This window comes from Dechloromonas sp. ARDL1 (assembly GCF_051122455.1).
Taxonomy (GTDB): domain Bacteria; phylum Pseudomonadota; class Gammaproteobacteria; order Burkholderiales; family Rhodocyclaceae; genus Azonexus.
Window position 1 is genome coordinate 154337 of the sequence record NZ_CP168939.1, and the last position, 24579, is coordinate 178915.

The following is a 24579-nucleotide window of genomic DNA, read 5'->3' on the forward strand; positions in this document are numbered from 1 at the left end:
GATTCGAAAGGCACTTCGGTGCCTTTTTTGGTTTTTATGTCCCTGAGTTCGTGCTACCACTGCGGCCTACCCATTCCCGATGATGTCGAGTTGTCGGTCAGGATAACGGGGGAGGCGAGGTCGGTCTGTTGCTATGGTTGCCAGGCGGTGGCGCAGTCGATTGTCGACAATGGCCTGGAGGACTATTACCGGAGCCGTGATGCGCTACCGGAGTCGCCGCGCGAGGCCATGCCGGCCGTTCTGGATCAACTGGCCTTGTACGATCACGCCGAATTTCAGAAGAGCTTTGTCAAGGAATTGGGTGAGAGTGAACGTGAGGCATCGCTGCTGCTCGAGGGGATTACCTGTGCGGCCTGCATCTGGTTGAACGAGCAGCATGTTGGCCGATTGCCCGGCGTGACTGCGGTCGATATCAATTATGCGACGCGCCGTGCCCGGGTTCGCTGGGATGAGTCGCGCATCAAGCTATCCGATATCCTGGCGGCCATCGCGGCCATTGGTTATCGCGCGTATCCCTACGATGCCGCGAAGAACGAGGAGATTTCACGCAAGGAGCGTCGTGACGCACTGTGGCGTCTATGGGTAGCTGGTTTTGGAATGATGCAGGTGATGATGTATGCCTACCCGGTATACATCGCCGACGGCGACATGGCGCCCGATATTGAGAGTCTGATGCGCTGGGCCAGTTTGCTGTTGACCTTGCCGGTCGTTTTTTACTCGTCGGCACCTTTCTTCAAAAATGCCTGGCGGGATATCAAGCTGCGTCGGGTCGGTATGGATGTGCCGGTAGCGCTTGGCGTTGGGGCGGCCTTTCTGGCGAGTTGCTGGGCAACCTTTGTCCAGGCTGGCGAGGTGTATTTCGACTCGGTCACCATGTTCGTTTTCTTCCTGCTCGGGGGGCGCTTCCTTGAGATGACTGCGCGCCAAAAGGCCGTCAGCGTGACGGAGGCCTTGGCCAAGTTGCTGCCTGCCTTCGCACAAAAGATGCGGGCTTTTCCGGCGGATCGCTCGGTCGAGCAATGCGTGGTGGCCGATCTGCGCGCTGGCGATCACGTGCTGGTGAGGGCTGGCGACATCGTGCCGGCTGATGGGTGTGTGATCGAGGGGCGTAGTTGCGCCAACGAGTCGCTGCTGACTGGCGAGAGTAAGCCAGTAACGAAAATGCCGGGCGATCCGGTGACCGGCGGTTCGATCAATGCCGAAAGCCCCTTGGTTGTTCGCGTCGAGCAGGTGGGTGAGGGAACGCGTCTTTCGGCCATTATCCAGTTGATGGAGCGGGCGGCAGCGGAAAAGCCGAAAATCGTCGAGATGGCGGATCGTGTTGCCAGCTATTTCGTCGCGGCTTTGCTGGCTGTCGCCATTCTGGTTGCAATTGCCTGGTATGTGATCGACCCGTCGCGCGCGCTGTGGATTACCGTTTCGGTATTGGTGGTGACTTGCCCTTGTGCCCTGTCGCTGGCGACGCCGATTGCCCTGACGGTTGCGGCGGGGGCGCTTGCCAAGGATGGTTTGCTGGTTACGCGTGGGCATGCCATCGAAACCCTGGCTCGGGCCACACACTTTGTGTTCGACAAAACGGGGACGCTGACCACAGGCCAGATGCATTTGGTTGATGTATTGCCGACGGCGGATCTTGGTCGCGAAGAGTGCCTGGCCTTGGCGGCGGCTCTCGAAGAGGCATCAGAGCATCCGTTGGCCGGTGCGCTAAAGCGTGCCGCGAAGGGGGGGCAGCGGGCGACTATAAATGCCCGGAGTGAGCCGGGGCAGGGCGTCGAGGCTGAGGTGGATGGTCGACGCTACCGGATTGGTCGGCCAGATTATGCGCTGACACTTTCTGGTGCTCGTTTGCCAGAAACGGCAGGCGATTGGCTGCAGAGTGGCGATACCGTTGTCGTTCTTGGGGGCGAGGTGGGGTGTCTTGCGTTGTTTCGTATCGGTGACGAGGTGCGCCAGGAGTCGGCGCGTCTGGTTGCCGAGTTGCGCGGGCAGGGTAGGCATGTTGTGTTGTTGACCGGGGATGCAGAAAGTGTGGCGCTTCGTGTCGCAGCGACCTTGGGGATCAACGACGTGCGCGCAGGGGTGACGCCGCAGGGCAAGCATGAGTGTGTCAAGGCCTTGCAGGCGCAGGGGGCGGTGGTGGCGATGGTTGGTGATGGCGTCAATGATGCCCCGGTGCTCGCACAGGCGCAGGTTTCCATTGCAATGGGCGGTGGCGCTCAGTTGGCGCGCACGCAGTCCGATTTCGTCCTGCTGTCGGAGAATCTTGATCATCTGCGTCGCGGGGTACGGCGTGCGCAACGAAGTCTGTCGATTATTCGGCAAAATCTCTGGTGGTCCTTCGCGTACAATTTCGTGGCCTTGCCTTTGGCTATTGCCGGGTATGTGACCCCATGGTTGGCGGGTATCGGCATGTCGGCCAGCTCCTTGCTGGTCGTTCTTAATTCTTTGCGCATTCAGCGCCAGGAGGCTGACGACTGATGGAAAGCGTCTATCTGTTGATCCCGGTGTCTGTGCTTCTCGTTTTCGGGATTGCACTCGCGTTTTGGTGGTCGGTGCGTAGCGGCCAATTCGATGATCTGGAAGGGCCGGGATTCCGGGTTCTGATGGATGATGATCTCCCGCAACCCCCAGTCGAAAAAACGGCGACGGAGAAAGCAGAGAAAGTTTGACCTGTGTCAACGTGCTATTTGTGCCCAAAGCCAATAATGCGCGTATTGCGAGGTGAGTGCTTCGCAGCAATTCTCTGTTGGGGTTGGGGTGCGTTACGACGCACCCTTTTTTTGTCCACAGATATGCCCGGATTGCAAGGTGGGGCTAGGCAATTCGGACTAATTTGACTTAGATAATCGGTAGGTTGATCTAGGTCAAAACGCCTCCACTCAACTAGAATACCATCCGTTTCTATGTGCCCCCTTGGTCTCAGGGAGGTGGGCATCCCGTTTTTTATTAACGAGAGGTGGGTTCATGTCTGGAACGCAAACCACATATAACGATAAGGTCGTACGGCAATTTGCCGTCATGACCGTCATTTGGGGCATCGTCGGTATGCTTGTCGGTGTCATCATTGCAGCTCAGCTAGTATGGCCGGAGCTTAACATTGGGCCCTGGTTGCATTTCGGGCGCCTGCGTCCGTTGCACACTAACGCAGTTATTTTTGCGTTCGGTGGTTGCGCTTTGTTTGCAACGTCTTATTGGTGCGTTCAGCGCACCAGCCACGCCCGTCTGTGGGGTGGCCCGCTGATTCCTTTTACCTTCTGGGGCTGGCAGCTGATTATCGTCCTGGCAGCAGTTACCCTGCCGCTTGGTATCACCAGCGGCAAGGAATACGCCGAGCTGGAGTGGCCGATTGACCTGCTGATTACCGCTGTTTGGGTGTCCTATGCGCTGGTCTTCTTCGGCACCATCGCCGTTCGCAAGGTCTCGCATATCTACGTGGCGAACTGGTTCTTTGGCGCCTTCATCATCGCCGTGGCGCTGCTGCACATCGTCAACAGCATGGCTATGCCGGTTAGCCTGACTAAGTCGTACTCCATGTACTCTGGCGTGCAGGATGCCATGATTCAATGGTGGTACGGCCACAACGCTGTGGGCTTCTTCCTGACTGCGGGCTTCTTGGGCATGATGTACTATTTCGTGCCGAAGCAAGCTGGTCGTCCAGTCTATTCCTATCGCCTGTCGGTCGTGCACTTCTGGGCGCTGATCTTTACCTACATGTGGGCGGGTCCGCACCATCTGCACTATACCGCGTTGCCTGATTGGACTCAGTCCGTCGGTATGCTGTTCTCCCTGATTCTGCTGGCTCCGTCCTGGGGTGGCATGATCAACGGCATCATGACCCTGTCAGGTGCCTGGCATAAGCTGCGCGACGACCCCGTCCTGAAGTTCCTGATCACCTCGCTTTCCTTCTACGGCATGTCTACCTTCGAAGGTCCGATGATGTCGATCAAGACCGTCAATGCCCTGTCGCACTACACCGACTGGACTGTCGGCCACGTGCACTCGGGTGCCCTGGGTTGGGTGGCCATGGTTTCCATCGGATCGATCTACTACCTGCTGCCGCGTCTCTTCGGTAAATCCGAGATGTACAGCACCAAGCTGGTGACTGCACACTTCTGGATTGCCACCATCGGTACCGTTCTGTATATCGCTTCCATGTGGATCGCCGGTGTGATGCAAGGCCTGATGTGGCGTGCGGTGAATGCCGACGGCACGCTGGCTTACAGCTTCGTCGAATCCGTCAAGGGCTCCTATCCGTTCTGGGCGATCCGTTGGCTGGGGGGTGTCCTGTTCCTGTCCGGCATGCTGATCATGGCTTACAACATGTTCAAGACCATGGCTGGCGGCAAGACCCAGGATATGCCGGTAGTTGCTCCGGCTGGTCATCACGCCTGATTAGGGAGAGATAACAATGCTTAAGCATGAGCAAATTGAAAAGAGCGTAGGCCTGCTGATTGTGCTGACGCTGCTCACCGTGATTTGGGGCGGTCTGCTCGAAATCGTTCCGCTGTTCTTCCAGAAGTCGACCACGAATCCGGTTGAAGGTACCAAGCCTTACGATGCCGTTCGTTTGGCTGGTCGTGATGTATATATCCGTGAAGGCTGCTTCCTGTGCCATTCGCAGATGATCCGTCCTTTCCGTGCCGAAACCGAGCGTTATGGTCACTATTCAGTCGCTGGTGAGTTCGTCTATGACCACCCGTTCCAGTGGGGCTCCAAGCGTACCGGTCCTGACCTGCATCGCGTTGGCGGTCGCTATTCTGATGAATGGCAGCGTGCTCACCTGATGAATCCGCGTGACGTGGTTCCGGAATCCAACATGCCTGCTTTTGCCTTCCTGGCAGCGACCAAGGCCAAGGATTCGGTTGGCGCCGATATCGAGAAGAAGATGGAAATCATGCGTGGCTATGCCAAGGCGCGTGGTATTCCGACCTATTCCGATGAGGAAATCAAGGGTGCCAAGGCTGCCATCGGCGACAAGACTGAAATGGATGTCCTGATTGCCTACCTGCAAGGCTTGGGTCTGGCGCTGAAGAACGTCAAGTAATAGCCATGGACATCAACGATCTCCGATCCGTCGTCACTGTTGTCGGGTTGCTCTGCTTCCTGGCGATTGTGGCTTGGGCCTACGGCCGTAGCAGCCAAAAGGGGTTTGACGAGGCTGCGAACCTGCCGTTCTCCGGGGATGATGATCACGGTGCGTCGTCAAAAACGACGCACCCGCGCTGAAAAAAGGAAAGCAAATGAGCGATTTCGTTAGCGATTTTTGGAACCTGTATGTCGTGGCTATCGTGCTGGGGAGTATCCTCTTCTGCGTGGTTCTACTGGTTGTGCAGGGCAAGGCGACTTTCACGCCGGGCAAGACCATGGGTCACGTCTGGGATGAAACTCTCGAGGAATACAACAACCCGATGCCGAAGTGGTGGAGCTGGATGTTCATCATCACGGTCATCTTTGCCTTTGTCTATCTGGCGCTCTATCCGGGTCTGGGTAACTTCAAGGGCATGCTGGGTTGGACCTCGGCCGGTCAGCATACGGCGGAAGTCAAGAAAATGGACGATACCGTCAAGCCGTTGTTCGACAAGTTCATGGCCATGGATCTGAAAGCGGTAGCCGCCGACAAGCAAGCCATGGAAATGGGCAAGCGCCTGTATCTGACCTACTGCATGCAGTGCCATGGTGCTGATGCTCGTGGGGCCAAGGGCTTCCCGAATCTGACCGATTCCGACTGGCTGTACGGCGGCGAACCGGAGCAGATCAAGGAAACCATCTCCAATGGCCGCATGGGTGTTATGCCTCCGCATGCCCAACTTGGTGGCGATACGATCAAGGATGTGGCCAACTTCGTTCGCTCGCTGTCCGGTTTGCCGAACGATGCTACCCGTGCCGCCAAAGGCAAGGAAGCCTTTACCTCCGCCGGCTGCGTAGGTTGCCATGGTCCGGAAGGCAAGGGTATGCATGCTATCGGAGCCCCGAATCTGACCGACAAGGTCTGGCTGTATGGTTCTTCCGAGGCTGTCATCACCGAGACGATTACCAAGGGACGTCAGAACCAGATGCCGGCTTGGAAGGAGTTCCTCGGCGATGCCAAGGTTCACTTGCTGTCTGCCTACGTGCTTAGTCTGAGCCAGGGCGCCAAGTAATAGCTCTCGAACGGGGCGGCGACGCCGCCCCGTTTATTCCTATACCAGTGATGTCTGATCTGTATCAAAATTGCGTTCGTCTTCTCCCTGAGTTGCTACCACCCAGCGTAATTTCGATACGGATATAGCCCTGATGGACCCAAAAGAAAATACAACACAGTCAGTCCCCGCTCCAGCACCGGTTTCTTTCTATGAGAAACATAAAAAGATATATATCCGGGACGTAAAAGGCTGGTGGAATACGTGGCGCTGGGTTCTCGTCTGGGTTACCCAAATTATTTTCTATGGCGCCCCATGGATTGAATGGAACGGCCGCCAAGCTGTTCTCTTTCATCTGGTTGAGCGCAAGTTTTATCTCTTTGGCTTGGTTTTGTGGCCACAGGATGTTTTCTATCTTGCACTGCTGTTGATTATTTCGGCTTACGCACTATTTCTGTTTACCGCGATCGCCGGTCGATTGTTCTGTGGGTATGCCTGCCCACAAACGGTCTATACGGAAATATTCATGTGGGTGGAGAACCGCATCGAAGGGGATCGTTCTGCAAGAATGAAACTCGACAAGGGGCCGCTGACGTTGCGCAAGTTTGCCCTGAAGGCGCTCAAGCATGCCGTATGGCTGTTGATCTCAATCTGGACTGGATTCACGCTGGTCGCCTACTTCACGCCCGTTGATGAGTTGCTGGCGGCCTTGCCTATCAATTTCTCTGGTTGGGAGCTGTTCTGGATTTTTTTCTATGGCGGATTCTGCTATATGCAGGCCGGTTTCTTGCGTGAGCAGGTGTGCAAGTATATGTGCCCCTACGCCCGATTCCAGGGGGTGATGTTTGATCCCGATACCCTGGTGATTACCTATGATCCTGAGCGTGGCGAACCGCGCGGGGCGCGCAAGAAGGGGGGCGATGCGAAGGCATTGGGCGACTGTGTGGATTGCGGCCTATGTGTGGCGGTTTGTCCCACGGGGATCGATATCCGCAAGGGAATCCAGTACGAGTGCATTGGTTGCGGCGCTTGCATCGATGCGTGCGACCCGGTCATGGACAAAGTTGGCAAGCCGAGAGGCCTTATCCGCTATACGACCGAGAATGCGCTGGAGCGGCATTTTTCTCCGAAGGAGGTTGTCGGGCATATCATGCGCCCGCGTATCCTTCTGTACACCGCAATTTTGGTGGCTATTACCGTGGCCTCAATCTGGTCGCTGGCTACGCGCGTCCCGCTCAAGGTCGATGTTATTCGCGACCGCTCCATACTGGCTCGTGAGGCCGACGATGGGCGTATTGAGAACGTCTACAACCTCAAAATAATGAATACTACCGAGGAGCCGAAGCGTTACGCCCTTTCTGTTGAAGGGATAGAGGGGATGGAGATTGCTGGTGATCGTATCGTTGAGGTTGCCAGCGCGGAGAATCATGAAGTAACAGTTGTCGTGCGCGTGCCTGCGGAATCGGGCAAGGCGGGAGCCAATACGATTTATTTTGATATCAAAGCCATGAACCATGACGGAATAGCGGTTCATGAAAAAGCCACTTTCCTGATGCCATGACATGAGTAATACGATGACCCTACGCAGTGACAATCAGCCTTGGTACAAACAACGTTGGCCGTGGCTACTCATGGTCGGCCCCGGACTGGTTGTCGTTGCTGGCGTTATTACGGTTTGGTTGGCTGTGATCAGTAACGATGGCTTGGTGACCGACGACTATTACAAGCAAGGTCTTGCCGTGAACCAGGCGTTGGAACGGGATCATCGTGCGTTCAGTCTTGGCTTGCAGGCAGACGTTATGCGAGCGGGTAGCGGTGTCCGCCTGCTCATCAGAGGCAATGATGGTGTCGTTCTTCCTTCGGCTATTGATCTCAAGCTGGCGCACCCAACCCGGGCTGGTCAAGATCAGATTGTTGCCATGGGGTCGGAGGGGCAGGGTTTCTACAGCGGGAAAATCGCTGGAGAGATGACGGGGCGCTGGCTTGTTTCCATCGAAGATCCTGCAGGGCAGTGGCGGCTTCATGGGGAGTGGCAGGCTGACTCGGTGGAGCCACTGCGTCTGACGGCGCAAGCGGGGAAGTAATTTTTTTTGTTACTGGGAGGTGACTTTATGGCATGGGAACTGTTGTTTAGTAGCGATATCGGTTTGATGAGCCTTGTTGTCATTGTCGGCGTTCTGGTTATCGGCGCTGTGATGGGCAAGATGTATTCGAACAAGATCGAAGAGGAGTCTCGCAAACTCGGTGGCAAGTAATATCGCTTGCAATCGCCTGCCTCGAGCGGGAGAAATACAAGACCCCTGTTCCGTTAGCTCGGGCAGGGGTTTGTTTTTTTGGAAGTAAGATATGCTACATGCGTCGTGGCATTGTCATATCTCTTGTCGTTCATGTGCTCGTGCTCTTGGGGTTGTCAGAGTTGCGGCTACTCCCCGCCTATACGCATTCGGCGGACAAGGGGCGATCGGTGATAACGGTGGAGCTTGCCGTCTTGAAGGCGTTGGAGAGTGCTGTCTCAGATCGTCCGGGCAATGCGCCAAGGATTGCCCCTGAGGCGCATTCCGAGAGGCGTATATTTTCGACAACGGCCAGCAGGCAGCGACCTTCCGGGATGCGTTTGCAAGCTTCACATCGGGTAGAGCCCTTGACGTCGCCTGAGTTGCAAAGCGTGCCCGGCTTGCCGGCCGAGGTTGAGGGCGCCTATCGGCTCAATATCGCACGAGAGTTGCGCAAGGCAGGAAAACTGTCGCATGAGGGGGGTACGTTTGCGCAGGGCGCCAGCGTTCGCCTCGTCATCTCGTATCGAGCCGGTTTGTACGCGCCGGTAGTGTCCGTCGAACGCTCAAGCGGCCATGCAAATCTCGATGAGATGGCTGTGGCTAGCTTGAGGGAGGCCGTGACAAGGGTGCAGCTACCTGATGCCGACGGTTTCAGAATGCTTTTCGTGATGGAGTTTCGCCAGGCTCCGTGAGCCAATCACAGCGGAGAAAGAACTGCTTCGTGAAAGCCGTAGCACTGTCTTTCGCGATCGGCGAGGTAACGCTCGAGGCAAAGGCGGACACTGCGGAACGCGAGTTTGTCCCATGGAATCTCATTGGGTGGGATCAAGCGCACTTCGAGACTTTCCTCTCCCGCCATTACTTCTGCTGTCCGCAGGTTTCCGCGATAGAAGAGATGGACCTGGTTAATGTGAGGGATATTGACCATGGCGAATGGTGCATCCACGGCGACGTCTGCTCCAGCTTCCTCGTGGGTCTCGCGCCAGGCTGCCTGGCTGGTGGTTTCTCCGTTTTCCATGAAGCCGCCCGGTAGCGTCCAGAAACCGTGGCGCGGCTCGATGGCGCGGCGGCACATCAGGATGCTCCCCTTCCATTCGGCGACGCAGCATATGACAAGACGTGGGTTTTCATAGTGGATGTGGCCACATGTGCTGCAGATGTGTCGAGGGAGGTTGTCGCCGGTGGGAATGGCGAATAAGACGCTGGAGCCGCATCGAGCGCAAAATTGAATCACAACAACTCCGAGGTATTTCACGGGTGCCCAAGTTTAACACCTTGCCTTCCGGCCCCTCGGAGTTGCCCTTGTGGCGGGCATTTCTTTCTTTGCACTCCGGCAATTCATGTGGCTACAATAGCGGAAACTAATGCCGGGATGGATTTGCGCCGGTTTGCTAATCGGCGTAGGGGGGGGCTTGAATGTTTTTGATCGTCGGGTATGTCATTATTTTGGCTTCGGCTCTGGGGACGTATGCGATCCACGGGAGTCTGCTCGCCCTCTGGGTTCCAACGGAGTACGTTGCCATTATCGGCTTGACGATTGGGTATTTTGTCGCAGCCAACAACATTACGATCATCAAGGCTACTGTCGGGGCGGTTCCCGGGATACTGAAAGGCTCTAAGTTCAACAAGGCCTTTTACATCGATGCCTTGGCAATGCTTTTCGAAGTGCTTGCGAAAGTTCGGAAAGAGGGCTTGATGTCCATTGAAGGCGATATCGAAAATCCCGAAGCCAGCCCGATTTTTTCCAAGTATCCAAATCTGGTCCACGATCACCACATCATGGAGTTCGTCACCGACTATCTACGGATGATGGTGGGGGGCAACCTGAACACAGTGGAAATCGAAGGGCTGATGGATGTCGAGCTCGAAACGCATCACCATGAGGCAGCCGAGCCCGGGCATGTGGTGGCAGCAGTGGCCGGCGCCGTTCCGGCATTCGGTATCGTTGTCGCGGTGATGGGCGTGGTGAACGTGATGGGGTCCGTCGGCTCGCCTCCCGCAGTTCTTGGCAAGATGATCGGGGGGGCTCTCGTCGGTACCTTTCTTGGTATTCTGATTTCGTACGGTTTTGTGGAGCCGGTCGCCAAACTTCTTGAGCAGAAGGCTGCGGAGGAGGGAACCATCTACAAGTGCATCAAGATGGTGCTGCTGGCCTCGATGTCCGGCTATGCGCCCCAGGTGGCTATTGAGTTCGGGCGCAAGACGCTTGATTCCCATTCGCGCCCCAGCTTCCGCGAGCTGGAGGAAGAATTGAAGGCCCGCAAAGGCAAGTAAACTTGCCCAACCCTTGAGTCGATTCGATGAGCGACGATTCCACACGCCCCATAGTCATCAAGCGCAAAAAGGTCGTCGCCGGCGGCGGCCATGGTGGCGCCTGGAAGATCGCCTATGCCGACTTCGTCACGGCGATGATGGCGTTCTTCCTGTTGATGTGGCTGCTGGGCTCTACGGCAAAAGGTGATCTGCAGGGTATTGCAGAGTTTTTCCAGAATCCGCTGAAGGTTTCCCAGCAGGGCGGCAGTGGCTCCGGGGACGCAACCAGCGTGCTGCAGGGGGGGGGCAAGGATCTTACCCGCCAGGCCGGACAGGTCAAGCGAGGGGATGTTGAAGCAAAAAAATCCACATCCTTCTCCAAGGAAGCGCAGGCCGAGTTTCGTCGCAAGGAGCAGGAGCGCCTCGAGGCCTTGAAGGCAGATATCGAGAAAATGATTGAAAAGAGCCCACAGTTGGCCCAATTCAAGAAACAGATGCTGCTAGATATCACCTCCGAAGGTTTGCGTATCCAGATCGTCGATGAGCAAAATCGGCCTATGTTTGACTCAAGCAGTGCAGAGCTCAAACCCTATACCAGAGACATTCTGCATCAGATTGGCAAGGCTTTGAACGGGGTGCAGAACCGGATCAGTCTCGCCGGTCATACCGATGCGGCGCAGTTTGCCGGAGGCGAAAAAGGCTTTTCAAATTGGGAATTGTCGTCCAATCGGGCCAACGCTTCGCGACGCGAGTTGGTGCTCGGTGGAATGGATGACAGCAAGGTCTTGCGGGTAGTCGGCCTCGCTTCGACGGTGCTTTTCGATAAGAACGATCCGTTAAGTTCAATCAACCGTCGTATCAGCATTGTCGTGCTGAATAAAAAAACGGAACAGGCCATTCTCCAGGAGGAGGGGCCAGAATCCGAGGTGGGGGGCGAAGAGTCGCTGCCCGAGGGGCTGACCTTGCCGAATGCCGGCAAGGGGACTGCCGGCTGACCTGCTGAGGCTGGCTGAATCACAGGGAGAGGGAATGGCCTCAAGTGGTAAGGTGGTATGGAGGGCTGTTGCAGCCTCCTTTGCGGTAATGGGCGGATTGGTCGTATGGGAGCCGGCGGCCCGCTCTCCCTTGATCATTGGTGTCTTCGTCCTGCTACTTGCAGGCTGGGTGTTTGTTGGTTTGCATTCGGGAAAAACAAAAATAGCGAGCCAAGGCGCTAGCGATGGCGCAAGCGCTCGCCGGGAAATCGTTGAGCGAAGTGGCGAGGCAATCCTGCATGTGTCGGCAGAGGCCTCCAGGCAGGTTCTCGAGATGAGAAACGAAATCCGGCGGACTCAGGGGATTTTTGGCGAGGCCATTGAAAAGCTTGTGGCGAGCTTTCATGGCATGAATGCTCAACTCCAGCGTCAGCAGTCATTGGGTCTGCAGGTCATCAGCGGAGGCGGCGAAGAGGGGGCAGTCAGCGAGTTTCAGAATTTTGCGGCCAAGACATCGGATACGCTGCGTCAGTTCGTCGATAGCGTCGTCGAAAACTCCAGACTGGCTATGTCGTTGGTTGAAATGACTGATCGCATCATTCAGCAGATGAGTGAGGTCCGGGGTATGTTGGGGGAAATAGAAGGCATTGCCAAGCAGACTAATCTATTGGCGCTCAATGCCGCGATTGAGGCTGCCCGCGCCGGCGAGGCGGGACGGGGATTTGCCGTCGTGGCGGATGAGGTTCGGGATCTTTCCGGTCGGACCAATCATTTCAGTCAGCAAATTCGGGGCTCTCTGGGCAATATGCAGACCACCATCGAGGCAACCGAACGAGCCATTAACCAGATGGCGGCGCAGGACATGACATTTGCGCTTACCTCGAAGAGCGACGTCGAGGTGGCCATGGTTGGCATTAACGAGATGAATAGGCATACCGGAGAACGAGTCGCTGAATTGAACAATATCGCCGATCAGGTTGAAAAATCGATCAATCAGGCCATCATGTCGCTGCAATTTCAGGATATGGTGACTCAACTATTGGGGCATGCCGAGCGTCGTCTAGACGTGCTGGATGAGATTCTTGTCGACGAGCAGCGAATGGCAGGCATCATGAACGATACCGTCAATCCGGAGGCTGCATTGGTCGCTCTTTCAGAAATCTGCCTTCACGTTGACCAGATTTCGCAAAAAATGGGTGTGATTTCTCAAAAGGTGGATAATAATCCGGTTAATCAAACAGGCTTTGCCAGCGGTGAAGTCGAGTTGTTCTGAATATATCGAGAGGTAACGATGGCAAAAACCGTTCTAGCAGTTGATGATTCCGCCTCCATTCGCCAGATGGTTTCATTTACCTTGAAAAGCGCTGGATACGACGTGGTTGAGGCAGTGGACGGGATGGATGGCTTGGATAAGGCCAAGGTCAAAAGCATCAATCTGGTTCTGACGGATCAGAACATGCCGCGTATGGACGGGCTGACCTTGATCAAGAGCCTGCGCGGCCTGCCGCAGTATGCCAAGACGCCGATCCTGATGCTGACGACCGAGTCGTCCGATGCCATGAAGGCACAAGGCAGAGCTGCCGGTGCGACGGGATGGCTGGTCAAGCCATTCGACCCCCAGAAACTGATTGAAGTCGTGCGCAAAGTCATCGGCTGACCAACGGCCGATCCGCCTGCCAAAGGCAGGTCGTTTGCATACCAATATCGGCTGCCAAGGGGTGGCGGTTGTGCTCGGGGGGTAGCATGGCTATCGACATGAGTCAGTTTTATCAGGTGTTCTTCGATGAGTCGGCGGAGCACCTGGCGGCAATGGAGGGGTTGCTGCTTGATCTGGATATCGAAAATCCGGATCCGGAGCAACTCAATGCCATATTCCGCGCCGCGCATTCCATTAAGGGGAGCGCGGGAACATTCGGGTTTACCGATCTCGCGGAAACAACGCATATTCTGGAAAACTTGCTGGACCGTATCCGTAAACAGGAGCTCGGTCTGCGCGCCGAAATGGTGGACGCCTTTCTGGAGAGCGGCGATCTCCTGCGTGACATGTTGGAGGCGCACCAGGGGCGAGGAGAAGTCGACGCTGTAGCGGTAGAGGCTATTTGCACTCGTCTACGCAAGTTGTCCACGGATGGGCAGGTGCCGACGCAGCCGGCTGGAGCTAGTGCCCCTCTTCCCGGTGCGATGCCCCCCAAGGCCGGAGCTCGGGTCTTCGACATTCAGTTCGTGCCAACGGAGGTGTCGGCGAAGGGAGAGGGGGTCACGAATCTGTTGGCCGAACTGCGCTCGCTTGGCGAACTTGAAATTCTGAGTCAGCCGGATGATGGCGTACACAACGTTGGATACTGGCAACTGCGCCTGAATGGTGATTGTGGTCAGGAGGCATTTGCCGATCAGATCGATTTTGTTGCCGACAACGGCGCCTGGAGGGTGCTTGAAAATCACCCTGCCAGCGAAGCGAAGGATGCTGCGTTCGGCTTTTTCGATGATTCGCCAGGGGCTCCCGAGGACGATGCCGCCTACGGATTTTTCGCTCCGCTCGAAAAGCCGGCTGAACTGGAAGATTTGTCTGCTGCAGGTGTGCAAGAGGAAAGCTATGGCTTTTTCGAGCCCCTCCCGGCGCGCGAAGAAACGCCCAGCGTCACGGTGGGTGTAGAGGAGGGGGAGGGCTACGGCTTCTTCGAACTGCTGCCTTCAGCTTCGAACACTTTGCCAGAGGTGGCCGAAGAGGGGGAGGGATTCGGGTTTTTCGAGCCATTGCCCGATGTGCCTTCGCTGCAGACGCCACCAGATTCCCCAGTCGTCGAGCAAGCTACTCCTGTACCTGCCGCGGTGCAGGAAAAGCCGCAGGCCGAGACGAGGGTGCGCGCGACCAAGGCAGCTTCGGCTGCCGCTGGGGGGGACTCCTCCATCCGGGTAAGCGTCGAAAAGGTGGATCAGCTGATCAATCTGGTTGGTGAATTGGTAATCACACAAGCCATGCTATTGCAGACAGCGGCTCAGATGCAGGAGAGCGCGCCGGAGCGTCTGGTCAATGGATTGGCCCAGCTGGAGCGCAATACGCGTGATTTGCAGGAGTCGGTCATGTCCATTCGCATGCTGCCGATTTCCTTCGTGTTTTCCCGCTTCCCGCGTGTGGTTCGTGATCTGTCCGGCAAGCTCGGCAAGCAGGTCGAGCTCAAGACGTCGGGGGAGACGACCGAGCTGGACAAGGGGCTGATCGAGCGCATCGCGGATCCGCTGACACACCTCATTCGCAATAGCCTGGACCACGGGATCGAGCTGCCGGAGAAGCGCATTGCCGCTGGCAAGAATCCGATCGGGACGATTACCCTGAAGGCCTACCACCAAGGTGGGAACATCGTGATCGAGGTCGGCGATGATGGCGGTGGCTTGCCACGCAACAAGATTCTGGCCAAGGCGCGCGAGCGCGGCCTGCAGGTTTCAGACCAGATGACCGATCAGGAGGTCTTCAACCTGATTTTCGAAGCGGGATTTTCGACAGCGGAGCAGGTGACCGATGTTTCCGGTCGGGGCGTCGGGATGGATGTGGTGCGTCGCAATATCCAATCCATGGGCGGGCGTGTCGAAATCGATTCGATGCTCGGAGTGGGGACTCGGATGACGGTGCGGCTCCCGCTCACCTTGGCGATTCTGGATGGCATGTCGATTGCCGTTGGCGACCAGACCTACATTTTGCCCTTGTCGTATGTGATCGAGTCCTTCCAGCCGCAGAGCGGCGACATCAAGACGCTCTCCAACCAGGCTCGGGTTATTCAGGTTCGGGGCGAATACTTGCCCGTGGTTGCCTTGCACGAGGTGTTCAACATCAAGCCGTGCGCAGCCGATTTCACGCAGGGAATCATGGTTGTGATCGATGCGGATGGCATCAAGGCGGCACTCTATGTTGACGCCCTGGTGGGCCAGCATCAGGTCGTGATCAAGAGCCTGGAGGCCAATTATCGGCGGGTGCAGGGGATTTCCGGTGCCACCATCATGGGCGATGGCCATGTGGCGTTGATTCTGGACGTGTCGGCGATTGCCGGCATGGCCAAGAGCAGTGTGCAGAAAGCCGGCTGACGGCTGAATTGAGGAGCATGAGATGGAAGCGATGACGCAGGGCGGAAGCGCGGCGGGGGAAGAGGATCTGGTTGCCAGTGAGTATCTGACCTTCACCCTGGGGAGCGAGGAGTATGCGATCGATATCCTCAAGGTCCAGGAGATACGGGGCTATGAACCCCCGACGCTGATTGCCAATGCTCCCGCTTTTATCAAGGGCGTGATCAACCTGAGGGGAACAATCGTCCCCATCGTCGATCTGCGTATCAAGTTCAATCTGGGCAAGATTGAATACACGCCCTTTACCGTCGTCATCATTCTGAATGTCGCCGGCAGAGTGATCGGTACGGTGGTCGATAGCGTTTCGGATGTCATTTCCCTGACTCGCGCACAGATTCGACCGGCACCGGACTTTTCCGCGACCTTCGATACCAAGTACATCCTCGGCCTGGCGACCGTGGACAACCGGATGATGATCGTGACCGATATCGAGCGTCTCATGACCAGTGCCGATATGGAGCTGATTGACAGCGCTGCGGCATGAGGCGATTGACGTAGCGGACAGCAATCCTACAAACGCATCCGGAGTGGGGAATATTTCGATGAAATCCGAAAAGCTGGCGAATAAATTCATAGGATTGGGCTTACTGACGGCCATTGCCGTCGCTGTACCCATGGTGCCCTTGGTTGGCGGGCTCAACGAGCAGGTGCGCCTGGTGGACAAGGAGCGTGCCGGAGTGGCGGTGCACCGGGAGTTGCGTTTCGTGTTGCAGGACGCGCAACGTCATCGTGGGGCGACGACTTCGTTGCTGCTCGGCAAGCAGGAGTTCAAGGAACGCGCCGACAGCGCACGAGCAGGAACGGATGCGGCCATCACGAAGGCTGATGCGCAGATTGCAGCCAAGGAGTCGGAGCTTGGCCATCTTGCCGACTGGAATGAATTCAAGTCGAGCTGGCAAAACCTGAAGGGGGAGTTCTCGACGCTTGCGCCGCAGGAGAACTCAAAGCGCCATACCGAGTTGATCGCACGCTTGATGACGATCATGGATAAGGTGGCTGAGCAGTCGGAACTCGTGCTCGATCCGGAGGTTGTTACCTATTACACGGTGGATCTAACCATCCTGCAACTGCCGCATGTCACCGAGCGCATGGGACAGGCGCGTGCAATGGGTTCGGTCGTTCTGTCGGAGAAGGCGATCAGTCAGCTTCAACGCGATACCTTGATCGGCGGTTTTGCCGAGGTCTCCCTTCGCCAGAAACAGATGATGGCCGATGGCGACAAGGTGCTGGCAGAGGATCCGGGGGCGCGGGAGCAACTGGCGAGTGCTTTTGACGCAGCGAAGGTTGGTATTGATACCTTCGTGGCCAATATTCAGCGCAACATCCTGCGGGCTGATGTCTTGAGCTACGAGCCAGCACGTTATTTTGATGAGACCACGCAGGGTATCAACGCCTTGTTCAAACTCTACGATAGCGCGGACCACTATCTGGACCAGGCATTGGAAAAGCGGAGCGACAGAGCCCACCAGCAGCGCCTGCTGGTCCTGGCTTTGGCCTGTGCCTTGATCGCACTGGCGGCCGGGGCTGGCTTCGTTATCCTGCGCCGTGTCAATCGTTCGGTTCTTGAGGTATCGCACGCGCTCGACCAAATCGCCAGCGGTCGCCTCGATGTTTCCCTGGTCGCAGCCAGCAATGATGAAATCGGCCACATGATCAAGCGTCTGGAGGAAATGCAGAGTCAGTTGCGTAGTCGGCTGACCGCAGAGCGTGACGCTGCGAATGCCACCTTGCGGATCAAGGTAGCGCTGGACGTCAGTTCGAACAGTGTCATGGTTGCGGACCCCGACGGCCAGATCATTTATTGCAACACGGCCGTGTTGTCGATGATGCGTGCTGCGGAGAGCGATATTCGTACCCAACTACCGAATTTTCGAGCCGATACGATTCTGGGGTCGAGTTTCGACATCTACCACAAACAGCCCAACCATCAGCGCAATTTGCTGGCAACGCTGAAGGGAACGCACCGTGCATCAATGACTATCGGTGGCAGGCACTTCAATCTGATTGCCACACCCATCCTGAATCCTGATGGTGAACGACTGGGAACGGTGGTCGAGTGGTTGGATCGTACTGCCGAGGTTCTCGTCGAGCAGGAGGTGGCAAGCATCATCGGCGCCGCCGCCAGCGGCGACTTCAGTCGGCGCCTGGATAGCGACAAGATGAGCGGTTTCTTTAGGCAGATTTCTGAGGGGATCAATGCCTTGCTGGAGGCCAATACGCGAGCCCTTGGCGATGTCGGCGCCATGCTTGCGCGGTTGGCTCAAGGTGACCTGACGCGGAAGATCGATGCGGATTACCAAGGGATGCTCGGTACCCTGAAGGATGATGCCAATACGACTGTGGACAACCTTGAGCAGATCATCGCCTCGATCAAGGATGCAGCCGGGGCAATTACGACGGCGGCTAAAGAAATTGCATCGGGCAATCAGGATCTTTCAAGCCGGACGGAAGAGCAGGCGAGCAGCCTGGAAGAGACGGCCTCGAGCATGGAGCAGCTGACGGGCACGGTGAAGCAGAATGCCGACAATGCCCGACAGGCCAACGAACTGGCGGGTACGGCACAACAGGTCGCGGTCAAGGGAGGCGAAGTGGTCAGTCAGGTGGTCGACACCATGAGCGCGATCCACCAGTCGAGCAGCAAGATTGCCGACATCATTGGCGTGATTGACGGCATTGCCTTCCAGACCAATATCCTGGCGCTCAATGCTGCAGTTGAAGCGGCCCGAGCCGGCGAACAAGGGCGAGGCTTCGCGGTAGTGGCGACCGAAGTACGCAATCTGGCGCAGCGCAGCGCGGCGGCGGCCAAGGAAATCAAGGGGCTGATCTCCGACTCGGTGGAAAAGGTTGAAACCGGCAACCGCTTGGTTGATCAGGCAGGGCGGACGATGGACGAAGTGGTCACCAGCATCAAGCGGGTGGCGAAGATCATGGCCGACATCTCGGATGCCAGTCGCGAACAAAGTTCGGGGATCGAGCAGGTTAGCCGGGCGGTCAGTCAGATGGACGAAGTGACGCAACAGAACGCGGCACTGGTGGAGGAGGCTGCTGCCGCAGCCGAGAGCCTGGAGGAACAGGCGCACAACCTGGCGCAGGCAGTCGCCGTTTTCGTGTTGCAGCAAGGAGGGGGCGCTCCACAGTTGTCTGTGCCCCAACCACCGATTCGGGTAGCGAAGGCAGTGCCTCGTCCGGCATTGCAGCATAAGGAGCCCGTTCGCCTGACCTCTGCGGCCAGTAAATCCACTGCGCCATCCATTCCGGATGACGACGAGTGGGCGGAGTTCTGAGCAGCGGTATCGATACCGACAGAAAAACGATCGAGGAATCAATAATGAGAACCAATTTACCCGTTACCGACAAAGAGGTCGTGCTCCGGCCGGACTCATTGATCGTTTCGAAGACCGATCTCAAGGGGCGTATTACCTATATCAATAATGATTTCATTGAAATCAGTGGTTTCGCAGAGGCTGAACTGATCGGTGAGCCGCATAATCTGGTTCGCCACCCCGATATGCCGAGTGAGGCCTTTGAGGACCTTTGGCGGGATCTCAAGTTAGGGCGCCCGTGGACCGGGATGGTCAAGAACCGCTGCAAGAACGGCGATTACTATTGGGTCGTTGCCACGGCAACGCCAACGCGAGATGCCGGCGGCAATATCGATGGCTATATGTCGGTGCGTCGTAAGCCTTCTGCTGAACAGGTGCAGGCTGCCGATCAGGCATATCGTTTGTTTCGGGAAAAGCGTGCTGGCAATCTGCGCATTCAACACGGAGCCGTCGTCAAGGGAGGGCCGGGGCTGCTTTCGGGCTTGAGCTTGAAGGCCCGGATGATGACTGGCTTTGGTGTGATCTTGCTGGCACTGATAGCGGTTGCCACCCTGGGGCTTTGGGGGATGGCCGCCACAGACGAACGACTTGAGGATTTGTACGAGCGCCGGGTTGTTCGGCTGGAGAAAATTGCCATTATTACGAAGCTGATGGCAGATAGCCGGGCTCAGATGCTCTCCGCGTTGCAACATGATCCCGCGAACCCCTTTGCTAAGTTACACGACCACGGGATTGATACCCACTTAACGGCGATCGACAAAAACATCGCGGCAATTGGGGAATATTGGGCTGGCTATCGTCACCCGGGGCATGCTCCGGAGCATGTCAAGTTAGCCGATGCCTTCGAGACATCCCAGAAACGCTTTATTTCCGAGGGGGTTCTGCCGGCCCGCAATGCCTTGGCAGAAGGACGCTTCACCGAGGCCAATGATATTCGGCAGAACAAGGCGGACAAGGCCTACGCCGAGGCATCCCTGGCAATTGAAAACCTGCTCGCTTATCAGACGAAGGCGGCTGGGCAGCAGGTTGCACAAGCGCACAGCGCTTTCTCGGCTGCACGTCTGTGGATGTTGGTCACCGGTGTGATCACGCTGGCCTTGAGCGTGTTGATCGCGCGTGCCCTGATTCTGGCCGTGACCCGGCCGATTGGCGAGGTTGTTGCTACGTTCCGGTCGCTGGCCAATGGCGATTACACCCGCAATGTCGATACCACACGCAACGACGAAATGGGGCAGGTGTTGCAAGGTCTGCAGGCCATGCAGGTTCAGCAGGGCTTCAACGTGGCTGAGGCCAAGCGTGTATCAGATGAGAACCTGAGGATCAAGATTGGTCTCGACTGTGTGAGCAGTCCAGTGCGTATTGCCGACCCGGACGGGCGGATCATCTATGCGAACAAAGCACTCCTGAAAGCGGTTGGCGAAATGGAGGATGCTCTGCGTGTCTACATCCCCGGTTTCAGTGCCGATAAGTTGGTTGGTAGTGACGTGGGGGTGTTCTACCGTGAGGGGCGCGAAGAGGCCATTGCCAGACTCAAGACTTTGGCCGAGACGCGGCGTTCCGAAATGGATATTGGCAACAGGGTGTATCTGGTGACGACCAATCCGATCATCAACGACCGGGGGCAGCGTCTGGGTACTGTCGGCGAATGGCGTGACCGTACGAACGAGATCGCTGTTGAGAAGGAGGTGGCAGCCATTGTGGGGGCCGCGGCGAACGGCGATTTCTCGACGCGCATCATTGAGGAGGACAAGGATGGATTTTTCCGTAGCCTGGCCCAGGATCTCAACCGGTTATTGAACACCAGCCAGCGAGGATTGGAGGATGTGGCCAGGGTGCTCTCCTCCATGGCGGGCGGAGATCTGTCGCAGACGATCAATGCGGACTATGCGGGAACCTTCGGGCAACTGAAGGATGACACGAATGCAACGGTGCTGCGTCTTCAGGAAATCGTTACGCAGATCAAGGATGCGACCGATGCCATCAACACGGCGGCTAAAGAAATTGCATCGGGCAATCAGGATCTTTCAAGCCGGACGGAAGAGCAGGCGAGCAGCCTGGAAGAGACGGCCTCGAGCATGGAGCAGCTGACGGGCACGGTGAAGCAGAATGCCGACAATGCCCGACAGGCCAACGAACTGGCGGGTACGGCACAACAGGTCGCGGTCAAGGGAGGCGAAGTGGTCAGTCAGGTGGTCGACACCATGAGCGCGATCCACCAGTCGAGCAGCAAGATTGCCGACATCATTGGCGTGATTGACGGCATTGCCTTCCAGACCAATATCCTGGCGCTCAATGCTGCAGTTGAAGCGGCCCGAGCCGGCGAACAAGGGCGAGGCTTCGCGGTAGTGGCGACCGAAGTACGCAATCTGGCGCAGCGCAGCGCGGCGGCGGCCAAGGAAATCAAGGGGCTGATCTCCGACTCGGTGGAAAAGGTTGAAACCGGCAACCGCTTGGTTGATCAGGCAGGGCGGACGATGGACGAAGTGGTCACCAGCATCAAGCGGGTGGCGAAGATCATGGCCGACATCTCGGATGCCAGTCGCGAACAAAGTTCGGGGATCGAGCAGGTTAGCCGGGCGGTCAGTCAGATGGACGAAGTGACGCAACAGAACGCGGCACTGGTGGAGGAGGCTGCTGCCGCAGCCGAGAGCCTGGAGGAACAGGCGCACAACCTGGCGCAGGCAGTCGCCGTTTTCAAGCTGAGCGGGACAGAGAGTGTTCCCCGACTTGGCGCGCCGCGCTCGCATGTGCCGCTTGAGCGTAGCGAATCCGTACGCCGGAAGAAGGCGCCCGCTTTGCCAGCCAGTCTTGACGACGAATGGGAAGAGTTCTGATCATGGCCGACTTGCGCAAACCGGTATTGCCATTGAGATCCGCTGTTTCAGCTACGCTTCCGCAGCGAGAGAGCAGCACGCGAGAGTTTTCCTTTTCGACGGCGGATTTCGAGCGGGTTCGTAAACTGATTTATCAGCACGCGGGAATTTCCCTGTCGCCGGTCAAACAGGACATGGTGTACTCGCGGCTGGCGCGTCGTTTACGGGCGACAGGAAAGCAAACCTTTGCCGATTATCTCGATGCACTGGAAAAAAATGGCGGTGACGAATGGGAGCGTTTCGTCAATTCGCTGACCACCAATCTGACCTCATTCTTCCGCGAACCACACCATTTCCCAATTTTTGCGGAACACCTTCGCAAACTGGGCAGTCATCGTCCGATCCGCGTATGGTGTTCAGCCGCATCGACGGGAGAAGAGCCTTACTCCATTGCGATTACGGTGGCGGAAACCTTTGGCAGCAATTGTTCGCATGTTTCGATTGTGGCATCGGATCTCGATACCAATGTTCTGGCTACCGCACAGAAAGGGGTTTATCCGATCGAACGGGTCGAAAAACTGGCACCGGAACGCTTGCGCAAGTTTTTCCTGCGTGGAACGGGCGCACAGGAGGGCTACGTCTCAGTGCGACCTGAGCTGAAGAGCATGATCCAGTTCCAGCGCCTCAATCTGCTGGACCAGAGCTACGCGGTCAAGGGGCCTCTTGATGTCATATTTTGTCGAAACGTCATGATTTATTTCGACAAGCCAACACAGTACAAGATACTTGCGCGCTTTGCGCCGATGATGCAGCCGGATGGTCTGATGTTTGCCGGGCATTCGGAAAGTTTCCTGCATGCAGCGGATCTCTTCAAATCCCAGGGCAAGACGGTATACACGCTGGCCCGGGCACGTTAGGGAAAAGTGTCGGTGCAACACGCTTACGATGAAAATCTCGCCACAAATCGCTACTTCGACCGCAAGTTCGGGCTGGAGGCTGCCAAAATACTGCCAGGCGAGTATTTCGTCGCCAGCGATGACGCGCTGCTCGTGACGGTGCTTGGCTCCTGTGTTGCAGCCTGCATTCGCGACTGTGATTCCGGTATCGGCGGCATGAATCATTTCATGCTGTCGGATGATGGCGGGAGAGATACCATTGGCACGTCGGCCCGTTACGGGACATATGCCATGGAGGTGTTGATCAATCACCTGCTCAAGCTGGGGGCGCGGCGAAATCGTCTGGAGGCGAAGGTCTTTGGTGGCGGCGCGGTCATGGCCAGTTTGTCGAGCAGCAATGTTGGTGCGCGCAATGCCGAATTTGTTCTCAATTTCCTGAAGACCGAAAAGATCCCCATCGTTGCAAAGGACCTGCTGGATTCATATCCGCGGAAAGTCTACTATTTCCCCCAAAGCGGCAAGGTCTTGGTCAAGAAGCTGCACCGCGTGCATAACGACACCTTGTTCAGCCGTGAAAACGATTACAAGGTCAGACTGTCCGGTTCCCGTCTCGAGGGCGACGTTGAACTGTTCATTTAAGGCCGATTTTTCGACAAATATTTCCCTTACAGTGATCTAGATGCCGCAAAAGACAAGAGTTCTGGTTGTTGATGATTCCGCATTGATGCGTGGCTTACTGAGTCAAATGATCAATTCGGCGCCGGATATCGAGGTTGTCGGCGCCGCGCCGGATGCTCCGACCGCGCGGGAACTGATCAAGACCTTGAATCCGGACGTCCTGACTCTGGATGTCCAGATGCCGAAGATGGATGGTCTGGAGTTTCTTGATCGCCTGATGCGTCTGAGGCCGATGCCGGTTGTCATGGTTTCTTCCTTTACCGAGGCCGGCTCTGAGACGACCTTGAAGGCTTTGGAACTGGGAGCCATCGATTTCATAGGAAAGCCGCGTTCCGATGGCGGGCGAAGTATGGAGGCCTATGCTGACGAACTGCTCGAGAAAATTCGTGCCGCCAAAGGGGCGCGTTTGCGTCGTCCGGTCTCAGCGCCGCTTGTCGCCCCGACCATGAAAACTGCAATCTTGCCAAAAACCTTAAGCAGCGGTGCTAGTGGAAAGATTGTGTTTCTCGGCGCTTCCACGGGCGGAACGGAGGCCATCAAGGACTTTTTGATGGGCGTACCGGCGGATTGCCCCCCTATCTTGATCGTGCAGCACATGCCCGAGTCATTCACCGCGTCGTTTGCACGCCGTCTCGATGGCTTGTGTGCACCCCGAATCATCGAGTCGCAGGGGAACGAGAAGGTGGAGTCCGGGACTGTCTATATTGCGCCGGGGCACTCACATATGACGATCAAGCGAGGGGCGAGCGGTTATGTCACCGAGTTGGCAGCAACACCTCCGGTCAATCGGCATCGTCCCTCCGTTGACGTGCTTTTCGATTCGGCAGCAGCGTTGGTTGGTAAAAGGGCCGTTGGGGTCATTCTGACCGGCATGGGAAAAGATGGCGCCCAGGGGCTTTTACGCATGCGCCAGGCCGGCGCGAGAACTTTCGGTCAGGATGAAAGCAGCTGTGTCGTATATGGCATGCCCAGGGAGGCATTTCTGATCGGCGGCGTTGAGGAGCAGTATTCGCTCGAGGAAATTTCCCGCAGGGTTTTGGCTGCTGCCGCGTTGTGATGCGCCCTTGGGCTTGTTCCGCGTGTGTATAGTATTAAACTGATGTGAAATTTGGCTATTTTGAATAGGAATAC

The 24579-nt window shown here is 56.7% G+C and carries 22 protein-coding genes and 1 pseudogene; 21 read left to right on the forward strand and 2 right to left on the reverse strand.

Annotated features, from left to right (window positions below):
- The first annotated feature begins 36 nt into the window (after positions 1–36).
- From AB6Q56_RS00745 to AB6Q56_RS00790, 10 genes are all read left to right on the forward strand, one after another.
- On the forward strand, positions 37–2478 hold the full coding sequence (locus AB6Q56_RS00745) for a heavy metal translocating P-type ATPase (protein WP_434515304.1): 2442 nt from the start codon (positions 37–39) through the stop codon (positions 2476–2478).
- Entirely contained in the window at positions 2478–2669 is a 192-nt protein-coding gene (ccoS, locus tag AB6Q56_RS00750; protein WP_434515305.1) for a cbb3-type cytochrome oxidase assembly protein CcoS, read from the forward strand. The genes AB6Q56_RS00745 and ccoS overlap by 1 nt, the downstream gene beginning before the upstream one ends.
- Before the next feature lie 295 nt (positions 2670–2964).
- A complete protein-coding gene (gene ccoN / locus AB6Q56_RS00755; protein WP_434515306.1) occupies positions 2965–4392 on the forward strand; it encodes a cytochrome-c oxidase, cbb3-type subunit I in 1428 nt (475 codons plus the stop codon).
- 10 nt (positions 4393–4402) lie between these two features.
- The gene (gene ccoO / locus AB6Q56_RS00760) at positions 4403–5044 is read left to right on the forward strand and encodes a cytochrome-c oxidase, cbb3-type subunit II (RefSeq protein ID WP_434517107.1); all 642 of its coding nucleotides are present in this window, start codon (positions 4403–4405) and stop codon (positions 5042–5044) included.
- 5 nt (positions 5045–5049) lie between these two features.
- Positions 5050–5226 (forward strand): cbb3-type cytochrome oxidase subunit 3, encoded by a 177-nt coding sequence (locus tag AB6Q56_RS00765; protein ID WP_434515307.1) that lies wholly within the window; start codon positions 5050–5052, stop codon positions 5224–5226.
- A 14-nt stretch (positions 5227–5240) separates the two neighbouring features.
- Positions 5241–6140, forward strand: coding sequence for a cytochrome-c oxidase, cbb3-type subunit III (ccoP, locus tag AB6Q56_RS00770; RefSeq protein WP_434515308.1), 900 nt, complete (start codon positions 5241–5243; stop codon positions 6138–6140).
- Positions 6141–6273: 133 nt separating this feature from the next.
- Positions 6274–7680 carry a cytochrome c oxidase accessory protein CcoG gene (ccoG, locus tag AB6Q56_RS00775; protein WP_434515309.1) on the forward strand — a complete coding sequence of 469 codons (1407 nt, stop codon included), beginning with the start codon at positions 6274–6276 and terminating at the stop codon, positions 7678–7680.
- Between the two features lies 1 nt (position 7681).
- Positions 7682–8203 carry a FixH family protein gene (locus AB6Q56_RS00780; protein ID WP_434515310.1) on the forward strand — a complete coding sequence of 174 codons (522 nt, stop codon included), beginning with the start codon at positions 7682–7684 and terminating at the stop codon, positions 8201–8203.
- Between the two features lie 66 nt (positions 8204–8269).
- Positions 8270–8374, forward strand: coding sequence for a hypothetical protein (locus tag AB6Q56_RS00785; RefSeq protein WP_434515311.1), 105 nt, complete (start codon positions 8270–8272; stop codon positions 8372–8374).
- A 98-nt stretch (positions 8375–8472) separates the two neighbouring features.
- Positions 8473–9087 (forward strand): hypothetical protein, encoded by a 615-nt coding sequence (locus tag AB6Q56_RS00790; RefSeq protein WP_434515312.1) that lies wholly within the window; start codon positions 8473–8475, stop codon positions 9085–9087.
- Between the two features lie 5 nt (positions 9088–9092).
- Here AB6Q56_RS00790 and AB6Q56_RS00795 read toward each other — a convergent pair whose 3' ends face one another.
- Together AB6Q56_RS00795 and AB6Q56_RS00800 are read right to left on the reverse strand one after the other, a co-directional pair.
- Positions 9093–9470 (reverse strand): NUDIX domain-containing protein, encoded by a 378-nt coding sequence (locus tag AB6Q56_RS00795; RefSeq protein WP_434517108.1) that lies wholly within the window; start codon positions 9468–9470, stop codon positions 9093–9095.
- 96 nt (positions 9471–9566) lie between these two features.
- A pseudogene (locus AB6Q56_RS00800) lies at positions 9567–9650 on the reverse strand (hypothetical protein); the annotation flags it as partial.
- 161 nt (positions 9651–9811) lie between these two features.
- On the opposite strand from AB6Q56_RS00800, the gene motA reads away from it, so the two are divergent.
- The 11 genes from motA (at position 9812) to AB6Q56_RS00855 (ending at position 24505) form a co-directional block, all read left to right on the forward strand.
- Positions 9812–10669 (forward strand): flagellar motor stator protein MotA, encoded by an 858-nt coding sequence (gene motA / locus AB6Q56_RS00805; RefSeq protein WP_434515313.1) that lies wholly within the window; start codon positions 9812–9814, stop codon positions 10667–10669.
- 26 nt (positions 10670–10695) lie between these two features.
- On the forward strand, positions 10696–11643 hold the full coding sequence (motB, locus tag AB6Q56_RS00810; RefSeq protein WP_434515314.1) for a flagellar motor protein MotB: 948 nt from the start codon (positions 10696–10698) through the stop codon (positions 11641–11643).
- 547 nt (positions 11644–12190) lie between these two features.
- A complete protein-coding gene (locus tag AB6Q56_RS00815; RefSeq protein WP_434517109.1) occupies positions 12191–12895 on the forward strand; it encodes a methyl-accepting chemotaxis protein in 705 nt (234 codons plus the stop codon).
- A gap of 18 nt (positions 12896–12913) precedes the next feature.
- A complete protein-coding gene (locus AB6Q56_RS00820) occupies positions 12914–13279 on the forward strand; it encodes a response regulator (protein WP_434515315.1) in 366 nt (121 codons plus the stop codon).
- A 152-nt stretch (positions 13280–13431) separates the two neighbouring features.
- Complete coding sequence (locus AB6Q56_RS00825) at positions 13432–15699, forward strand: chemotaxis protein CheW (protein WP_434517110.1); 2268 nt, start codon at positions 13432–13434, stop codon at positions 15697–15699.
- A 22-nt stretch (positions 15700–15721) separates the two neighbouring features.
- Positions 15722–16222, forward strand: a complete 501-nt coding sequence (locus AB6Q56_RS00830; protein ID WP_434515316.1) for a chemotaxis protein CheW — start codon at positions 15722–15724, stop codon at positions 16220–16222.
- 58 nt (positions 16223–16280) lie between these two features.
- Positions 16281–19022: a methyl-accepting chemotaxis protein gene (locus tag AB6Q56_RS00835; protein WP_434515317.1), complete on the forward strand. Its 2742-nt coding sequence runs from the start codon at positions 16281–16283 to the stop codon at positions 19020–19022.
- Positions 19007–21895, forward strand: a complete 2889-nt coding sequence (locus AB6Q56_RS00840; protein ID WP_434515318.1) for a methyl-accepting chemotaxis protein — start codon at positions 19007–19009, stop codon at positions 21893–21895. The genes AB6Q56_RS00835 and AB6Q56_RS00840 overlap by 16 nt, the downstream gene beginning before the upstream one ends.
- Positions 21896–21897: 2 nt before the next feature.
- A complete protein-coding gene (locus AB6Q56_RS00845) occupies positions 21898–22791 on the forward strand; it encodes a CheR family methyltransferase (RefSeq protein ID WP_434515319.1) in 894 nt (297 codons plus the stop codon).
- A 12-nt stretch (positions 22792–22803) separates the two neighbouring features.
- The gene (cheD, locus tag AB6Q56_RS00850) at positions 22804–23409 is read left to right on the forward strand and encodes a chemoreceptor glutamine deamidase CheD (protein ID WP_434515320.1); all 606 of its coding nucleotides are present in this window, start codon (positions 22804–22806) and stop codon (positions 23407–23409) included.
- 40 nt (positions 23410–23449) lie between these two features.
- A complete protein-coding gene (locus AB6Q56_RS00855; RefSeq protein ID WP_434515321.1) occupies positions 23450–24505 on the forward strand; it encodes a protein-glutamate methylesterase/protein-glutamine glutaminase in 1056 nt (351 codons plus the stop codon).
- Positions 24506–24579: the final 74 nt, after the last annotated feature.

Excerpts from the sequence above, each read along its gene's own strand:
- AB6Q56_RS00745 (WP_434515304.1), top strand. The coding sequence starts at position 37 with ATGTCCCTGAGTTCGTGCTACCACTGCGGCCTACCCATTCCCGATGAT.
- ccoS (WP_434515305.1), top strand. The coding sequence starts at position 2,478 with ATGGAAAGCGTCTATCTGTTGATCCCGGTGTCTGTGCTTCTCGTTTTC.
- ccoN (WP_434515306.1), top strand. The coding sequence starts at position 2,965 with ATGTCTGGAACGCAAACCACATATAACGATAAGGTCGTACGGCAATTT.
- AB6Q56_RS00765 (WP_434515307.1), top strand. The coding sequence starts at position 5,050 with ATGGACATCAACGATCTCCGATCCGTCGTCACTGTTGTCGGGTTGCTC.
- ccoP (WP_434515308.1), top strand. The coding sequence starts at position 5,241 with ATGAGCGATTTCGTTAGCGATTTTTGGAACCTGTATGTCGTGGCTATC.
- ccoG (WP_434515309.1), top strand. The coding sequence starts at position 6,274 with ATGGACCCAAAAGAAAATACAACACAGTCAGTCCCCGCTCCAGCACCG.
- AB6Q56_RS00780 (WP_434515310.1), top strand. The coding sequence starts at position 7,682 with ATGAGTAATACGATGACCCTACGCAGTGACAATCAGCCTTGGTACAAA.
- AB6Q56_RS00785 (WP_434515311.1), top strand. The coding sequence starts at position 8,270 with ATGAGCCTTGTTGTCATTGTCGGCGTTCTGGTTATCGGCGCTGTGATG.
- AB6Q56_RS00790 (WP_434515312.1), top strand. The coding sequence starts at position 8,473 with ATGCGTCGTGGCATTGTCATATCTCTTGTCGTTCATGTGCTCGTGCTC.
- AB6Q56_RS00795 (WP_434517108.1), bottom strand. The coding sequence starts at position 9,470 with ATGTGCCGCCGCGCCATCGAGCCGCGCCACGGTTTCTGGACGCTACCG.
- motA (WP_434515313.1), top strand. The coding sequence starts at position 9,812 with ATGTTTTTGATCGTCGGGTATGTCATTATTTTGGCTTCGGCTCTGGGG.
- motB (WP_434515314.1), top strand. The coding sequence starts at position 10,696 with ATGAGCGACGATTCCACACGCCCCATAGTCATCAAGCGCAAAAAGGTC.
- AB6Q56_RS00815 (WP_434517109.1), top strand. The coding sequence starts at position 12,191 with ATGTCGTTGGTTGAAATGACTGATCGCATCATTCAGCAGATGAGTGAG.
- AB6Q56_RS00820 (WP_434515315.1), top strand. The coding sequence starts at position 12,914 with ATGGCAAAAACCGTTCTAGCAGTTGATGATTCCGCCTCCATTCGCCAG.
- AB6Q56_RS00825 (WP_434517110.1), top strand. The coding sequence starts at position 13,432 with ATGGAGGGGTTGCTGCTTGATCTGGATATCGAAAATCCGGATCCGGAG.
- AB6Q56_RS00830 (WP_434515316.1), top strand. The coding sequence starts at position 15,722 with ATGGAAGCGATGACGCAGGGCGGAAGCGCGGCGGGGGAAGAGGATCTG.
- AB6Q56_RS00835 (WP_434515317.1), top strand. The coding sequence starts at position 16,281 with ATGAAATCCGAAAAGCTGGCGAATAAATTCATAGGATTGGGCTTACTG.
- AB6Q56_RS00845 (WP_434515319.1), top strand. The coding sequence starts at position 21,898 with ATGGCCGACTTGCGCAAACCGGTATTGCCATTGAGATCCGCTGTTTCA.
- AB6Q56_RS00855 (WP_434515321.1), top strand. The coding sequence starts at position 23,450 with ATGCCGCAAAAGACAAGAGTTCTGGTTGTTGATGATTCCGCATTGATG.